Source organism: Micromonospora sp. CA-259024, assembly GCF_050936255.1.
GTDB lineage: Bacteria > Actinomycetota > Actinomycetes > Mycobacteriales > Micromonosporaceae > Micromonospora.
On sequence record NZ_JBNJND010000001.1, the window covers coordinates 4,061,733 to 4,075,700 of the forward strand.

Below are 13,968 nucleotides of genomic sequence, written 5' to 3' on the forward strand. Positions count from 1 at the left end.
ACTACGCGGTGTGCCGCAGTGCCAGCGAGGGCTGGAGCAGCACGGGGGCGGGGGTCTCGTGGTTGCCGTCCAGGACCCCGGTGAGCAGGTCCACGCAGCGGGCGGCCGCCTCACCGAGCGGTTGGCTGACGCTGGTCAGCCCGACCGCGGCGGCCACCGGTGTGTCGTCGAAACCGATCACCGACACGGGCGGGTCGATGCCGCGGATCGTCTGGAGGGCGCCGAGGGCGAGCGAGTCGCTGGCGCAGACCACCGCAGTCGGCGCCACGGTGACGAGCAGGTCACGCATCAGCCGTTCACCCTCGGCGATGTCGTCCTCGGTCTCCCGGTGCAGCCCGGTCGGGTCGACACCGGCCGCGCGCAGCGCGTCGCGCCAGCCGGCTCGCCGGTCGTCGCCGACGCCGGAGCCGGCCGGCCAGCCGAGAAACGCGATCCGTCGGTGCCCGGCGGCCAGCAGGTGCCGGGTGGCCTGGGCGGTGCCGGCGGCGCCGTCGACGTCCACCCAGGGGTGTGCGTCGATCGCGTCCCAGGGGCGGCCGAAGGTCACGAACGGCACGTCCCGATTGGCGAGCCAGGCGGTACGAGGGTCGCCGTACTTCGTACCGACGAGCACGAACGCGTCCAACTCGTACGTGCCGAGCAGGTCGTCGTAGGTGGCGATCTCCCGCTCGTCGTCCGTGGCGGTGTAGAGCAGCACCCGGTAGCCGGCGGCCTCCGCGGTCTCGGTGAGGCCGTGCAGGAAGCGGTCGAGCACGGAGCCGTTGATGCCGTCGCGTGTCGGTTCGATCCGGGCGGCGATGAGTCGGGACCGGCCGGTCCGCATCTGCCGGGCGGCCTGGTTCGCCCGGTAGCCGAGTGCGCTGATCGCGTCCTCGACCCGCAGCCGGGTCTCCTCCCGCACGATGTGCGGGGCGTTGAGCACGTTGGACACCGTCTGCCGGCTCACTCGGGCGTGCCGGGCCACCGTCGCGATGGTCACCTTTTCGGCCACGTAATTCCTCTCGCCGTCTTGAACGATCCAATCCGGATAGGGCAAAATTGGATCGTTCAAGTTTCTGGAATGTTTCGCACTTTGCACCGCCAGGGGCCGCGTTGTCAAGACGTCCGCCCCGCACCCCGAGGATCTGGAGCCACACCGTGATCGAACGCCAGCTGCAACCCCTCCTGCACGAGTTGGTGGGGGTGGTCCTCGCCCCGACCAGCGCACTGGGGGACGCGACCGGGCAGATCCGCCCGACCGGCGTCCAGGGCGTGTTCCACGCCGACGCCCGGGTGCTCTCCCGGGCCGAGCTGCGGGTCGACGACCGTGAGCTGGAAGGTCTCACCCGCGGTGACGACGGCCCGCACGGCGCCCACTTCGTGAGCCTGGCCCGCTGGCTCGGCGACCCCACGCCCGACCCCACCGTCCGGGTCGACCGGCTCCGCCGGGCCACCCGCAACGGCCTCACCGAGGAGCTGCGGGTCGTCTCCACCGCCACGGTCGGCGTACGGGCCACCGTCACCATCGACCTCGGCTGCGACCTGGCGCCCATCGAGGTGGTCAAGTCCGGTGGGACCGCCGCCGCGCTGGAGGCCAAGACCGGCCAGCCGGGCGTTCTCACCTGGTCGGCGGACGGAATCAGCGTCACCGTCACCGCGCCCGGCGCCGACGTGCTGGCCACCGACGAGCGGATCACCGCACCCCGGCTGTCCTGGCCGGTCGAGTTGCCCCCCGACGGTGAGATCGTGCTGCGCTGGCAGCTCACCGTTGAGGACCCGCACGCCGTCGTCGTCGGCCCGTCCGGCGAGCCCGAGTGGTCCCGACCCGAGGTGACGGCGGACGACCGGCGACTGGTCCGGCTGCTCCACCGCAGCCTCGACGACCTGCGCGGCCTGCGACTGGCCGAGACCGGCGCTCCGAGAGACGTCTTCCTCGGCGCCGGCGTGCCCTGGTTCCTCACCCTGTTCGGCCGGGACAGCCTCTGGGCCGCCCGGATGATGCTGCCGCTCGGCACCGACCTGGCCGCCGGCACCCTGCGCGTACTCGCCCGCCGGCAGGGCACCCGGGTCGACCCGGCCACCGGCGAGGCCCCCGGCAAGATCCTGCACGAGCTGCGCCGCCACGAGTTCGCGCTGCCCGACGACGGGCTGCGTCTACCGCCGGCCTACTACGGCACCGTCGACGCCACCATGCTCTGGGTCAACCTGCTGCACGACGCGTGGCGCTGGGGCCTGCCCGCCGAGCAGATCGAGCCACTGCTGCCACACCTGGAGGCGTCCCTGCGCTGGCTCGGCGAGCACGCCGACCCGGACGGCGACGGCCTGGTCGAGTACATCGACACCACCGGGCACGGCTTGTCCAACCAGGGCTGGAAGGACTCCGGCGACGCCGTCCGATTCCACGACGGCACCCTGGCCACCGCTCCGATCGTGCTGGCCGAGGTGCAGGGGTACGCGCACGAGGCGGCGGTGAACGGCGCCGCCCTGCTGGACGCCTTCGGCCGACCGGGCGGCGACCGTTGGCGCGAGCACGCCGCCGCGCTGGCCCGCCGGTTCCGGGACAGCTTCTGGGTCAACGGCCGGTACGGTCCACACCCCGCCCTGGCCCTGGACCGGGACAAGCGCCCCGTCAACTCACTGACCAGCAACATCGGTCACCTGCTCGGCACCGGCCTGCTCAACGGCGAGGAAGAGGCCCAGATCGCCCGCCTGCTCACCACCGACACGCTCGCCGGTGGCTTCGGGCTGCGGACGATGTCCACGGACGACGCCGGCTTCAGCCCGCTGTCGTACCACTGCGGCTCGATCTGGACCCACGACACCGCGATCGTGCTCGCCGGGCTGGCCCGTGCCGGGCACCGGGAGGCGGCGCTCGGCCTGGCCGAGGGGCTGCTCACCGCCGCCGAGGCGTTCGACTACCGGATGCCGGAGCTGTACGGCGGCGACGACCGCTCGCTGGTGAACCGCCCGGTGCCGTACCCGGCGGCGTGCCGGCCGCAGGCGTGGGCCGCGGCGGGCGCGGTGCTGCTGCTCCAGGCCGCGATTGGCCTCTACCCGGACGTGCCGGGCGGAACGGTCCGACTGGCCCCGCTGGCCGGAGCCGAACTCGGCGCCCTCGCGGTCAACGGCCTACGCGTGGCCAACACCCCGGTGAACGTCACGGTCAACCGCACCGGCGAAGCCACCGTAACCGGCCTTCCCACCTCCCTGACCCCAACCCCGACCCTCCCCACCCAACGCCGCCCCAAGACCGCATCCCTCCCCCGCTAGTCCCTACCCTCCCCCTCCACCCTCGCGATCTTGCACTTTCGGTTGCCGATGTGCCGCCTTGGCACCGATATCTCCCGACAGAAAGTGCAAGATCGGCGCGGTGGAGGGGTGGGGACGGGGTGGGGAGGGATGGGGGCGGGTGGGTTACGGGGTCTTTTCGGCTATCAGCTCGTCGTCGTCCATGGCTCCGGTGGGGTGGAAGCCCAGGGACTGGTAGAGGGTGGCGGCCTGGGTGTTGTCGGGGTGGTACGAGAGGCGGACCGGGGGGTTGCCGTCCCTTGTGGACAGCCAGGCGGCCAGGGTCCCTACCGTCGCGCGGCCCACGCCACGGTTCTGCTCGGCGGCGTCGATGAGCATTCCGCCGATCCAGTGCGAGCCGTCGTCGTCCACGCCCCACATGACGTGGCCGACCACGGCCTCCCCGGCGTACACGGCGAGCGAGGTCCACACCTCGGAGCGGGTGCTCAGCAGCAGATAGCGGGCGCCCAACGCGGCCACGAACCGGCGCTGGTCGTCGCGCGGGGCGACGTCGGCCACCGCCCGCCAGTTGTCGTCGTCGACCGGGCGCAGGGTGACCCGCCGTCCGACCCGGTCCAGGTGTCCACCGTCGATCATCTCGGCAGCCTAGGAGCGGCCCGGCCAACCCGCGACCAGGATTCCCGCCCACTCACCGCCGGCCCGCCGCCGCCCCGGCCGAACGACCGCAGGCGGCGCACCACCGACGCGTCAGTCGAGCAGTGCGTCCAGGGCGACGGTGAGGCCGGGACGATTGCGCACCGCGCGGACGGCCAGCAGCACGCCCGGCATGAACGACGCCCGGTCGTACGAGTCGTGCCGGATGGTCAGCGTCTCGCCGGTGGTGCCGAAGAGCACCTCCTGGTGGGCGACGAGCCCGGTGGCCCGTACCGCGTGCACGCGTACCCCGTCGATCTCGGCGCCGCGCGCACCCGGCACCTCGTCCTTGGTGGCGTCCGGCACCGGGCCGAGGCCGGCCTCGGCGCGGGCCCGGGCGATCTGCCGGGCGGTGTGGGTGGCGGTGCCGCTGGGGGCGTCCAACTTGCGCGGATGGTGCTGCTCGATGATCTCGACGGACTCGAAGTACCGGGCGGCCCGGGCGGCGAACTGCATCATCAGCACCGCGCCGATGCCGAAGTTGGGGGCGATGACGACGCCCACCCCGGGATTGCCGTCGAGCCAGCCGCGCACCTGCTCCAGGCGCTGCTCGGTGAAGCCGGTGGTGCCGACCACCGCGCTGATACCCCGGTCGATGCACCAGCGCAGGTTGTCCATGACGACGTCCGGCGTGGTGAAGTCGACGAGCACCTCGGCGGCGGAGGCGGCGGAGAGGTCGTCACCCTGGTCGATCGTCGCCACCAGCTCAAGGTCGTCGGCGGCGTCGACCGCCTTGCAGACCTCGATGCCCATCCGGCCTCGGGCACCCAACACGCCGACCCGCAGCGGCTCGCCCGGGGTCTTCTCCTGCTCGTCAGTCACGGGGCACAACCTATCCCAATCGGGACGTGCGCTCCCGGCCGGATCCGGTCGGCTCCACCAGCCGGGACGTACGGCGGCAGCCCTCAGACCGCGAAGTCGCCCGCGCCGAACGGACCGACCACGGCCAGCGACATCGGCCGGCTGAGCAGCTCGGCAGCGAGCGCGTTCACGTCCTGCACGCTGACCTCGTCGACCCGGCGGAGCAGCTCGTCCACCGGCATCAGGTCGCCGTAGAGCAGCTCACCCTTGGCCAACCGGCTCATCCGGGAACCGGTGTCCTCCAGACCGAGCACGAACGAGCCCTTGCTCATCCCCTTGCCCCGGGCCACCTCGGCCTCGGTCAACCCGTCGGCGGCCACCCGGGCCAGCTCGGCGCGGGTCAGGGCGAGCACCTCGTCCACCTTGCCCGGCGCGCAGCCGGCGTAGACGGCGAACAGGCCGGTGTCGGCGTACTGGCTGGCGTAGGAGTAGACCGAGTACGCCAGGCCGCGCTGCTCCCGGATCTCCTGGAACAGCCGGCTGGACATGCCGCCGCCGAGCACGTTGTTGAGCACCCCGAGGGCGAAGCGCCGTTCGTCGAGGCGGTCGATGCCGGGGCAGCCGAGGATGACGTGCGCCTGCTCGGTCTCCTTCGTCTCCACCATGGTGGTCGCCGGCTCGGTGCGTACCGCCGGGGTCGCCGCGCGGTGCGGCGCCGGGGTGGCCGGGTCGCTGTCCAGCGGGGTGCCGCGCACGGCCTGGCGGACCAGCTTGACCACCGCCGCGTGGTCGAGGTTGCCGGCCGCGGCGATGACGATCTGCGGCGCGGTGTAGCGACCCCGGTAGAAGCTCTGGATCTGCTGCCGGGTCATCGGCGTGACGGTCTCCTCGGTGCCGGAGATCAGCCGACCCAGCGGGTGGTCGCCGTAGACGGCCCGGACGAAGAGGTCGTGCACCTCGTCACCGGGCTCGTCGTCGTGCATGGCGATCTCCTCCAGGATCACGCCGCGCTCGGTCTCCACGTCGGCCGGCTCCAACAGCGAGTCGGCGACCAGGTCGCACATCACGTCGATCGCCAGCGGCAGGTCCTCGTCCAGCACGCGGGCGTAGTAGCAGGTGTATTCCTTCGTGGTGAAGGCGTTGGTCTCACCGCCCACCGCCTCGATCTGGGAGGAGATCTCCAGTGCGGTGCGCTTGTGGGTGCCCTTGAAGAGCAGGTGCTCGAGGAAGTGCGCGGCACCGGCCTGCGGGCCGGTCTCGTCACGCGAGCCGACCGCCACCCAGATGCCGAACGAGACGCTGCGCATCGCCGGAATCGCCTCGGTGAGCACGCGCAGGCCGCTGGGCAGCACGGTACGTCGTACCGTGCCGCCCAGCGGGTCGTCGCTGAGCGTCCGGGTCACCGCGCGGGCGGTGCCGCCGGAGCGGCCCGCCCCGGTGTCCCGAGACGGAGCCACCCCCCGTCGATCCGGTGGAAACGGCGCACTGAAGGCCCGACTCACGTGTTGCTCCCGGTTCGACGAGGGGTGGGTTTTGCAGGTGCTGGTGGTCAGCTGTGCCGGGTCCGACGGCGCGGACGCTCGCCGCCCTCGCCACCCTCGCCGCCGCCGTTGCCGCCCTCGCCGCCGCGCTCCGGGCCACGCCCGCCACGGTCGCCGCCACGCTCACGGTCGCCACGGTCACGCGGAGCCCGGTCGCCCCGGTCCCGACCAGCCGGCCGGTCGCCAGCGGCGGCCTCACCGGCGGCCGGAGCCTCGGTGCCCTCCGGGCGGACCTTGTCCAGGTAGATCTTGCCGCGGGCGTCGATGTCCGCGATCTCGACCTCGACCCGGTCACCGACGTTGAGGAAGTCCTCAACGCGCTCGACCCGCTTGCCGTCGCCCACCTTGGAGATGTGCAGCAGGCCGTCACGGCCCGGCAGGAGCGAGATGAACGCGCCGAACGCGGCGGTCTTGACCACCGTGCCGAGGAACCGCTCGCCCTGCTTCGGCAGCGTCGGGTTGGCGATCCCGTTGATCCGGTCGACGGCCGCCTGGGCCGACGGGCCGTTGGTGGCGCCGACGTAGATCGTGCCGTCGTCCTCGATGGAGATCTCGGCGCCGGTCTCGTCCTGGATCGCGTTGATGGTCTGCCCCTTCGGGCCGATCACCATGCCGATCTTGTCCACCGGGATCTTGACGGTGGTGACCCGCGGCGCGTAGTCCGACATCTCGGCCGGAGCCTCGATCGCCGCCTTCATGACCCCGAGGATGACCTGCCGGGCCTCGTTCGCCTGCTGCAACGCGGCGGCCAGCACGTCCGACGGGATGCCGTTGAGCTTGGTGTCGAGCTGGAGCGCGGTGACGAACTCCGGGGTGCCGGCGACCTTGAAGTCCATGTCACCGAACGCGTCCTCGGCACCGAGGATGTCGGTCAGCGTCACGTACTGGGTCTTGCCGTCCACCTCGTCGGAGATGAGCCCCATCGCGATGCCGGCGACCGGCGCCTTCAGCGGGACACCCGCGGAGAGCAGGCCCAGCGTCGACGCGCAGACCGAACCCATCGAGGTGGAGCCGTTGGAGCCGAGCGCCTCCGAGACCTGCCGGATGGCGTACGGGAACTCCTCGCGCGACGGCAGCACCGGGATCAGCGCGCGCTCGGCGAGCGCGCCGTGGCCGATCTCGCGACGCTTCGGCGAGCCGACCCGGCCGGTCTCACCGGTCGAGTACGGCGGGAAGTTGTAGTTGTGCATGTAGCGCTTGCGGTTCTCGGGGGACAGCGTGTCCACCATCTGCTCCATGCGGAGCATGTTCAGCGTGGTGACGCCCAGGATCTGGGTCTCGCCCCGCTCGAACAGCGCCGAACCGTGCACCCGGGGCAGCACGCCGACCTCGGCGGTCAGCGCCCGGATGTCACGCGGGCCACGCCCGTCCATGCGGACCTGCTCGCGCAGCACGCGGTTGCGCACCTCGGACTTGGTCAGCGACCGGAAGGCAGCGCTGAGCTCCTTCTCCCGACCCTCGAACCGAGCGCCCAGCTCCTCGGCGACCCGGGCCTTGACCCGGTCCAGGGCCTCCTCGCGGTCGGCCTTGCCGGCGATGGTGATCGCCTCGGCCACGTCGGCGCGGGCCAGCTCGGCCACGGCGGCGTACACGTCGTCCTGGTAGTCCAGGAAGACCGGGAACTCAGTGACCGGCTTCGCGGCGACCTCGGCCAGCTCGCTCTGCGCGCGGCACAGCTCACGGATCGCCGGCTTCGCGGCCTCCAGGCCGCTGGCGACGATCTCCTCGGTCGGGGCGGTGGCACCGGCCGAGATCAGGGCGACGGCGTTCGGCGTGGCCTCGGCCTCGACCATCATGATCGCGACGTCGCCGTCTTCGAGCGTGCGGCCGGCCACGACCATGTCGAAGGTGGCGCGAGCCAGCTCCTCCAGGGTCGGGAAGGCGACCCACTGGCCGTCGATGTGGGCGACGCGGGTCGCGCCGATCGGGCCGGAGAACGGCAGGCCAGAGAGCTTGGTCGACATCGAGGCGGCGTTGATCGCCACGACGTCGTACGGGTGCTGCGGGTCGAGCGCGAGGACGGTCTCGACGACCTGAACCTCGTTGCGCAGGCCCTTGACGAAGGACGGGCGCAGCGGCCGGTCGATCAGCCGGCAGGTGAGGATCGCGTCCTCGCTGGGCCGGCCCTCACGGCGGAAGAACGAGCCGGGGATGCGGCCCGCGGCGTACATCCGCTCCTCAACGTCGACGGTCAGCGGGAAGAAGTCGAACTGCTCCTTCGGGTGCTTACCGGCGGTGGTGGCGGAGAGAACAACCGTCTCGCCCAGCTGGGCGATGACGGAACCGGCGGCCTGGCGAGCCAGCCGGCCGGTGGAGAAGGTGATCTCGCGGGTGCCGAAGGACCCGTTGTCGATCACGGCGGTGCGGGATTCGGTGCCGAGTTTGGTCTCGGTCATGTGCTGTCGTGCTCCTTCGCGTCGTGGGCCCACGACAACGGGAGCTGCTCAGCCGGCCGGTCTTCGATCGAAGCGCCCGGGTGGCCGGCATGATGCCGGGTTCCCGGGGGCCACTACCGGAGACCGGTACGCTGACCGGCTCCCTCTCGGGTGGTCGCGCGGCCCGTGTTCTTCAGGTGGGACGCCGATCGGGGGAGCGGCCGTTGGGCCACTCCCCCGTCACGTCACCGGCGCAGGCCGAGCCGCTCGATGAGCGACCGGTAGCGGGCAATGTCCTTCTTCTGGACGTAGTTGAGCAGCCGACGGCGACGGCCGACCAGCAGCAGCAGCCCACGGCGGCTGTGGTGGTCGTGCTTGTGCACCTTCAGGTGCTCGGTCAGCTCGGCGATCCGCTTGGTGAGGACCGCGACCTGAACCTCCGGCGAACCGGTGTCGCCCTCGGCGGTCGCGTACTCCGCGCGGATGCTGGCCTTGGCTTCCTGGTCGAGCGCCATGTTCTCCCTGTTTCGATGGGTTGATCAAGTAAGTGTCCGTCGTCCCGATGGACCGGGAACGGACCGGTACCTCGCACCCGCGGCGTCGAGCAGGCACGCGAGGCCCCACGCCGGTCACCCGACGTCTCCGCAAGACTACCAGCACTCACCGGTAACACCGGGCCAAGGGCCTCGGCAGGGCCACGTCAGCCCGCGGCGATCAGGCCAGAGCACTCCGGGTACGCGCGACGTCCTGCTCGATCTGGGCGATCAGCGGCTCGATCGAGTCGTACCGGACCTGGCCGCGCAGGTGCGCCACGAAGTCCAGGGCCAGCCGCTCGCCGTAGAGGTCACCGGAGAAGTCCAGCGCGTACGCCTCCACCCGCCGTTCCCGACCGGAGAAGGTCGGGTTGGTGCCCACCGACACCGCCGCCATCAGCGGCTCGCGCTGCCCACGGCGGATCAGCCGGGCCGCGTACACCCCGTCGGCGGGTACCGCCGCGTAGCGGTGGCAGAGCAGGTTGGCGGTGGGGAAGCCCAACACCCGGCCGCGCTGGTCGCCACGGACCACCACGCCCTCCACGCGGTGCGGGCGACCCAGCGCGACGGCCGCCGCGCCCACGTCGCCCGCGTCGACGCAGGACCGGATGTACGTGGAGGAGAAGACCGTCCCGTCCCCGGCGATGAGCGGGCTGCCCTCCACGCCGAAGCCGAAGGTCTGACCCAGCCGCTCCAGCAGCCCCACGTCGCCGGCCGCCCGGTGCCCGAAGCGGAAGTTGCCGCCGACCACCACCAGCGCCGCGTGCAGGTGCTCGACCAGCACGTCGTGTACGAACTGCTCGGCCGAAAACCGGGAGAACTCCGGGGTGAACGGCACCACGCAGAGCACGTCCACGCCGAGCGACTCGATCAACTCCGCCTTACGGGCCGGCTCGGTGAGCACCGCCGGATGCGAACCGGGGCGGACCACCTCGGCCGGGTGCGGGTCGAAGGTGACCACCACCGACTGCACACCCAACTCCCGGGCTCGGGCCACAGCGTGCCCGATGGTCGCCTGGTGCCCCTGGTGCACGCCGTCGAAGACACCGATGGTGACGACCGAGCGTCCCCACCCACCGGGCGCCGCGTCGTACCCCCGCCATCGCTGCATGCCGTTCCTCCCTGCTGTCCCGCCTGCCGGCGGGTCGACACCGCCGGCCACGGGCCGGCGGACCTGCTTTCCGCCGTCAGGCCGGGGCGAGCACGATCTCCGCGCGGGCCCGCCCGTCCCGCTCGCTGACGATAGCGATCAGGCCGCCCGCCGGTCCGAAGACGGCGTACGGCCCGGTGCGGCCGGTCGGGTCCAGCGGCCCGCCGTGGGCGAGCACCCGGGCCTCGTCGGGCGTGGCGTCCCGGCGCGGGAAGAACCGGTCGGCCGCCGCGTCCAGCGGCAGGTTCACCACGTCCGGGGCGCGCTGCTCCAGCTCATCGAGGGTCGCCGCCTCGGCGAGGGTGAAGCCACCCACCGCGGTCCGGCGCAACGCCGTCAGGTGCCCACCGACACCGAGGGCCAGGCCCGCGTCCCGGGCGATGGCCCGGATGTACGTGCCGGAGGAGCAGGTCACGTCCACGTCCACGTCGACCACGTCCGGCTCGGTACGGCGGATCGCCAGCACCTCCAACCGGGAGATGGTGACCCGCCGCGCGGGCAGCTCGACGCTCTCCCCGTCGCGGACCCGCTTGTACGCCCGCTGTCCGTCGATCTTGATGGCGCTGACCGCGCTCGGCACCTGGTCGACCTCGCCGGCCAGGGCGGCCAGCGCCGACCGGATCGCGTCGTCGGTGACCTGGCCGGCCGGCGTGGTGGCGATCACGTCGCCCTCGGCGTCGTCGGTGACGGTGGCCTGACCGAGCCGGATGGTGCCGGTGTAGCTCTTGCCCGCGCCGATCACGTAGGTCAGCAGCCGGGTGGCCCGGCCCACGCCGATCACCAGCACACCGGTGGCCATCGGGTCGAGCGTGCCGCCGTGCCCGACCCGCCGGGTCTTCGCCAGCCGGCGGATCCGCGCCACCACGTCGTGCGACGTCATGCCGCCGGGTTTGTCGACCACGATCAGACCATCGGTGCTCACGACGCCCAAGCCTGCCAGATGCCCCGCCCCCCGGAGTGCCTGGGCGGGCCCGGCGTGATCCGAACGACCAGCGTCCGACTGGCAGCGCCGCGAAGGGACCCTCAACGGACCGCGCCGGTGACCGCCCATCTGCCGTTGCGGAGGCGCAGCAGCAGGGCGACCAACCGGATCACCACGAACAGGGTGAGCCCGGCCCAGATGCCGCCCAGCCCGAGGTCGAGCCAGTACGCCAGCCAGATGGCCGGCAGGAAGCCGCCGAGCGCCGCCACGATGGTGAGGTCGCGCAGGTAACGCACGTCGCCGGCGCCGATCAGCACGCCGTCGAGGGCGAACACCACCCCGGCCAGCGGCAGCATGACGACGAACCAGGGCCAGGCCACCATGGCCTGCTCGCGTACCTCCGGGTCGGAGCTGAACCACGACGGTACGACGCCGGCGCCGACGGCGATGAGCAGCGCGAAGACGACGCCGCAGACTCCGCCGAGCAGCCCGATCCGGCGGGCGAGGGCCCGAGCGCCCGCGTCGTCGCCGGCGCCGAGCGCGGCGCCCACCAGGGACTGCGCGGCGATGGCCAGCGCGTCGAGCACCAGCGCGGTGAAGAACCAGAGCTGCAGGGCGATCTGGTGGGCGCCGACGGCGGCGGCGCCGAAGCGGGCGGCGACGGCGGTCGCGGAGAGGAAGCTGGCCTGGAATGCCAGCCCACGGATCAGCAGGTCCCGGCTGAGCACCAACTGCTGGCGGATCACTCGGGGCCGGGGCCGCAGCGACACCCGCTCGGCTACCAGCGCCGCGGCGAAGAGCACTCCGCAGAGGGTCTGCGCGACGACGTTGGCCACCGCCGAACCGATGAGGCCCAACCCGCCGGGATAGACCAGCAGCGGGCAGAGCAGCGCGGAGAGCAGGTTGGGGCCGAGCACGAAGAGCAGCGGGCGGCGAGTGTCCTGCACACCGCGCAGCCAGCCGTTGCCGGCGGCGGCGAGCAGCAGGCCGGGGGCGCCGAGGGCCGCGATCCGCAGCCAGTGCGCGGCGGCGTCGGCCACCTCGCCACCACCGCCGGCGAGGGTACGGGCGAGCGCGCCGCCGCCGAACTGCATGCCGATCGCGATCAGCAGACCGACGCCGAACGCCAGCCAGGACGACTGGACACCCTCGGCCACCGCGGCTGCCCGGTCACCCGCGCCGAAGCGGCGGGCCGCACGCCCGGTGGTGCCGTACGCGACCACGGTGCCGACCCAGGCGGTGAGCGTCATGACCGTGCCGGCGACGGCGAGCGCGGCGAGCGGCACCCGGCCGAGGTGACCGACCACGGCCGTGTCGACCAGGACGTAGAGGGGCTCGGCGGCGAGCACCACGAGGGCCGGCAGGGCGAGGCTGGCGATCCGCCGAGGCGAGGCGGATCGGTGGGTGGTGGCGGCGGTCTGGCTCATCGCCGCTGATCGTGGCACGAGCGCAGTAAGGATCGCAATCCCGCCGACTGCTTACCTCCGGTCGGCGGGTGGCGTGCGGGCTCGTCGCGGTCCTCGCGCAGTGCCTACCGTTGGGCAGTCAGGCCGGCCGAGGCGAGGGCTCTGGTCAGAGGCTTTGGAGCTGATGTCGTCAACGAATCGCGTCTCGATGTCGCAGACGATTCAGCTCCACAGGCGCACCATGGCGCGTCCGCCTCCTCCGGCGGCACTGCCCGAAGGATCACCGCGCACGGATCAGATCACTGGCGGGTGTCCATCGACGTCTGCAACGCGCGGCGGGCCTGCTCGCGGGCGTCATCGGTGGTTTCCGGCTTGGGCTTGTTCGGCATGGTGGCACTCCTTCCAGGGCGCGAGCCACCGACACGCGGCGGCCCTCACGGGCGGTCGTGCTGAGCGCCCCACGGCGGTCCGGGGTTACCGGAGCAGCCGACTGGGCAGCGTGAGCCCGGGTCGGTCAGACCCTGGAGGGAGACGGCGCGAGGTGTGGCACCACCGCCCATGACCTGCACCGCTACGCGACACCGGCCGTCTCCCAAGTTATCGTTCAGGTCCATATGCTGCCCATGGTTCCCGCCATCTGGACAGTCGGCAACCCGGCTCAGCGGGCCAGGAAGTGCCAGCCCAGCCACCACCAGAACCCGAACAGACCGATCCGGCCCACCGGCACCGGGCCGACCTCGTAGCGCATCACGTACGCGCAGACCTCACCCAACGTGGGGATCCGGGAGCCCTCCCGCCGGGCCATCCACTCGACCACCGCGAAGAGGGCGAACGCGGCGAGAAAGCCGCCGATCGCGAGCGCTCGCATCATCGCCGCACCAACCCCCAGAAGGCGGCCAGCCAGGCGAACCAGGCCGCCGATCGGGTCAGGTGATCTTCCAGAAGGGGGTCGGCCAGCCGGGAGAAGGTGGGGAAGTCGTCGCCGACCGCCAGCACGAAGGTCGCGCCCTCGAAGACCCCGAAGACCACCACCGGCACCGCCCACCAGGCCGCCCCCGCGTCCAGACGGCGCGGTGCCGGTCGACGGGGCACCCGGTTGCTCAGACCGAGCCAGATCAGCACCCCGCCGGTGCCGAGGGTGAACAGGTTCGCCTCGGTGGAGAACGACGCGAACCGGCCACCGACGAGCGACAGGCAGACGAGAACGGGAACGGAGACGGCGGGCCGGTCCCAGGCGCGGGGGGCCTCCACGGTGAGGTCGTGCGGCTGCTCCATCCCGCAATTCTTCCCGGTCTCACGGAGCGCGGGAAGACCGACAC

12 protein-coding genes are annotated in these 13,968 nt (G+C 72.3%); 1 reads left to right on the forward strand and 11 read right to left on the reverse strand.

Features of this window, described 5'->3' with window-relative positions:
• Nucleotide 1: 1 nt before the first annotated feature.
• The gene (locus tag ACQEUX_RS17960) at nucleotides 2–991 is read right to left on the reverse strand and encodes a LacI family DNA-binding transcriptional regulator (RefSeq protein ID WP_433048770.1); all 990 of its coding nucleotides are present in this window, start codon (nucleotides 989–991) and stop codon (nucleotides 2–4) included.
• Nucleotides 992–1,137: 146 nt separating this feature from the next.
• Here ACQEUX_RS17960 and ACQEUX_RS17965 point away from each other — a divergent pair, with 146 nt between their 5' ends.
• Nucleotides 1,138–3,249, forward strand: coding sequence for an amylo-alpha-1,6-glucosidase (locus ACQEUX_RS17965; RefSeq protein ID WP_433048773.1), 2,112 nt, complete (start codon nucleotides 1,138–1,140; stop codon nucleotides 3,247–3,249).
• Between the two features lie 144 nt (nucleotides 3,250–3,393).
• On the opposite strand, the gene ACQEUX_RS17970 is transcribed toward ACQEUX_RS17965, so the two are convergent.
• The 10 genes from ACQEUX_RS17970 to ACQEUX_RS18015 all read right to left on the reverse strand — a co-directional run bounded on the left by ACQEUX_RS17970 (nucleotide 3,394) and on the right by ACQEUX_RS18015 (nucleotide 13,924).
• Nucleotides 3,394–3,864, reverse strand: coding sequence for a GNAT family N-acetyltransferase (locus ACQEUX_RS17970; protein ID WP_433048776.1), 471 nt, complete (start codon nucleotides 3,862–3,864; stop codon nucleotides 3,394–3,396).
• 111 nt (nucleotides 3,865–3,975) lie between these two features.
• Nucleotides 3,976–4,743 (reverse strand): 4-hydroxy-tetrahydrodipicolinate reductase, encoded by a 768-nt coding sequence (dapB, locus tag ACQEUX_RS17975; RefSeq protein WP_433048779.1) that lies wholly within the window; start codon nucleotides 4,741–4,743, stop codon nucleotides 3,976–3,978.
• 83 nt (nucleotides 4,744–4,826) lie between these two features.
• On the reverse strand, nucleotides 4,827–6,224 hold the full coding sequence (locus ACQEUX_RS17980) for a M16 family metallopeptidase (RefSeq protein WP_433048782.1): 1,398 nt from the start codon (nucleotides 6,222–6,224) through the stop codon (nucleotides 4,827–4,829).
• Between the two features lie 47 nt (nucleotides 6,225–6,271).
• Nucleotides 6,272–8,659, reverse strand: coding sequence for a polyribonucleotide nucleotidyltransferase (locus ACQEUX_RS17985; protein WP_433048785.1), 2,388 nt, complete (start codon nucleotides 8,657–8,659; stop codon nucleotides 6,272–6,274).
• A 224-nt stretch (nucleotides 8,660–8,883) separates the two neighbouring features.
• A complete protein-coding gene (gene rpsO, locus ACQEUX_RS17990) occupies nucleotides 8,884–9,153 on the reverse strand; it encodes a 30S ribosomal protein S15 (protein ID WP_030337594.1) in 270 nt (89 codons plus the stop codon).
• A 199-nt stretch (nucleotides 9,154–9,352) separates the two neighbouring features.
• Nucleotides 9,353–10,282 (reverse strand): bifunctional riboflavin kinase/FAD synthetase, encoded by a 930-nt coding sequence (locus ACQEUX_RS17995; RefSeq protein ID WP_433048789.1) that lies wholly within the window; start codon nucleotides 10,280–10,282, stop codon nucleotides 9,353–9,355.
• Between the two features lie 76 nt (nucleotides 10,283–10,358).
• On the reverse strand, nucleotides 10,359–11,243 hold the full coding sequence (gene truB, locus ACQEUX_RS18000) for a tRNA pseudouridine(55) synthase TruB (protein WP_433048792.1): 885 nt from the start codon (nucleotides 11,241–11,243) through the stop codon (nucleotides 10,359–10,361).
• Between the two features lie 101 nt (nucleotides 11,244–11,344).
• The gene (locus ACQEUX_RS18005) at nucleotides 11,345–12,670 is read right to left on the reverse strand and encodes an MATE family efflux transporter (protein WP_433048795.1); all 1,326 of its coding nucleotides are present in this window, start codon (nucleotides 12,668–12,670) and stop codon (nucleotides 11,345–11,347) included.
• Nucleotides 12,671–13,307: 637 nt separating this feature from the next.
• Nucleotides 13,308–13,517 carry a DUF6186 family protein gene (locus ACQEUX_RS18010; RefSeq protein ID WP_433049950.1) on the reverse strand — a complete coding sequence of 70 codons (210 nt, stop codon included), beginning with the start codon at nucleotides 13,515–13,517 and terminating at the stop codon, nucleotides 13,308–13,310.
• A complete protein-coding gene (locus tag ACQEUX_RS18015) occupies nucleotides 13,517–13,924 on the reverse strand; it encodes a hypothetical protein (protein WP_433048798.1) in 408 nt (135 codons plus the stop codon). Before ACQEUX_RS18015 ends, ACQEUX_RS18010 begins: the two co-directional genes overlap by 1 nt.
• Nucleotides 13,925–13,968: the final 44 nt, after the last annotated feature.

Excerpts from the sequence above, each read along its gene's own strand:
- ACQEUX_RS17970 (WP_433048776.1), bottom strand. The coding sequence starts at position 3,864 with ATGATCGACGGTGGACACCTGGACCGGGTCGGACGGCGGGTCACCCTG.
- ACQEUX_RS17985 (WP_433048785.1), bottom strand. The coding sequence starts at position 8,659 with ATGACCGAGACCAAACTCGGCACCGAATCCCGCACCGCCGTGATCGAC.
- rpsO (WP_030337594.1), bottom strand. The coding sequence starts at position 9,153 with ATGGCGCTCGACCAGGAAGCCAAGGCCAGCATCCGCGCGGAGTACGCG.
- ACQEUX_RS17995 (WP_433048789.1), bottom strand. The coding sequence starts at position 10,282 with ATGCAGCGATGGCGGGGGTACGACGCGGCGCCCGGTGGGTGGGGACGC.
- ACQEUX_RS18005 (WP_433048795.1), bottom strand. The coding sequence starts at position 12,670 with ATGAGCCAGACCGCCGCCACCACCCACCGATCCGCCTCGCCTCGGCGG.
- ACQEUX_RS18010 (WP_433049950.1), bottom strand. The coding sequence starts at position 13,517 with ATGCGAGCGCTCGCGATCGGCGGCTTTCTCGCCGCGTTCGCCCTCTTC.
- ACQEUX_RS18015 (WP_433048798.1), bottom strand. The coding sequence starts at position 13,924 with ATGGAGCAGCCGCACGACCTCACCGTGGAGGCCCCCCGCGCCTGGGAC.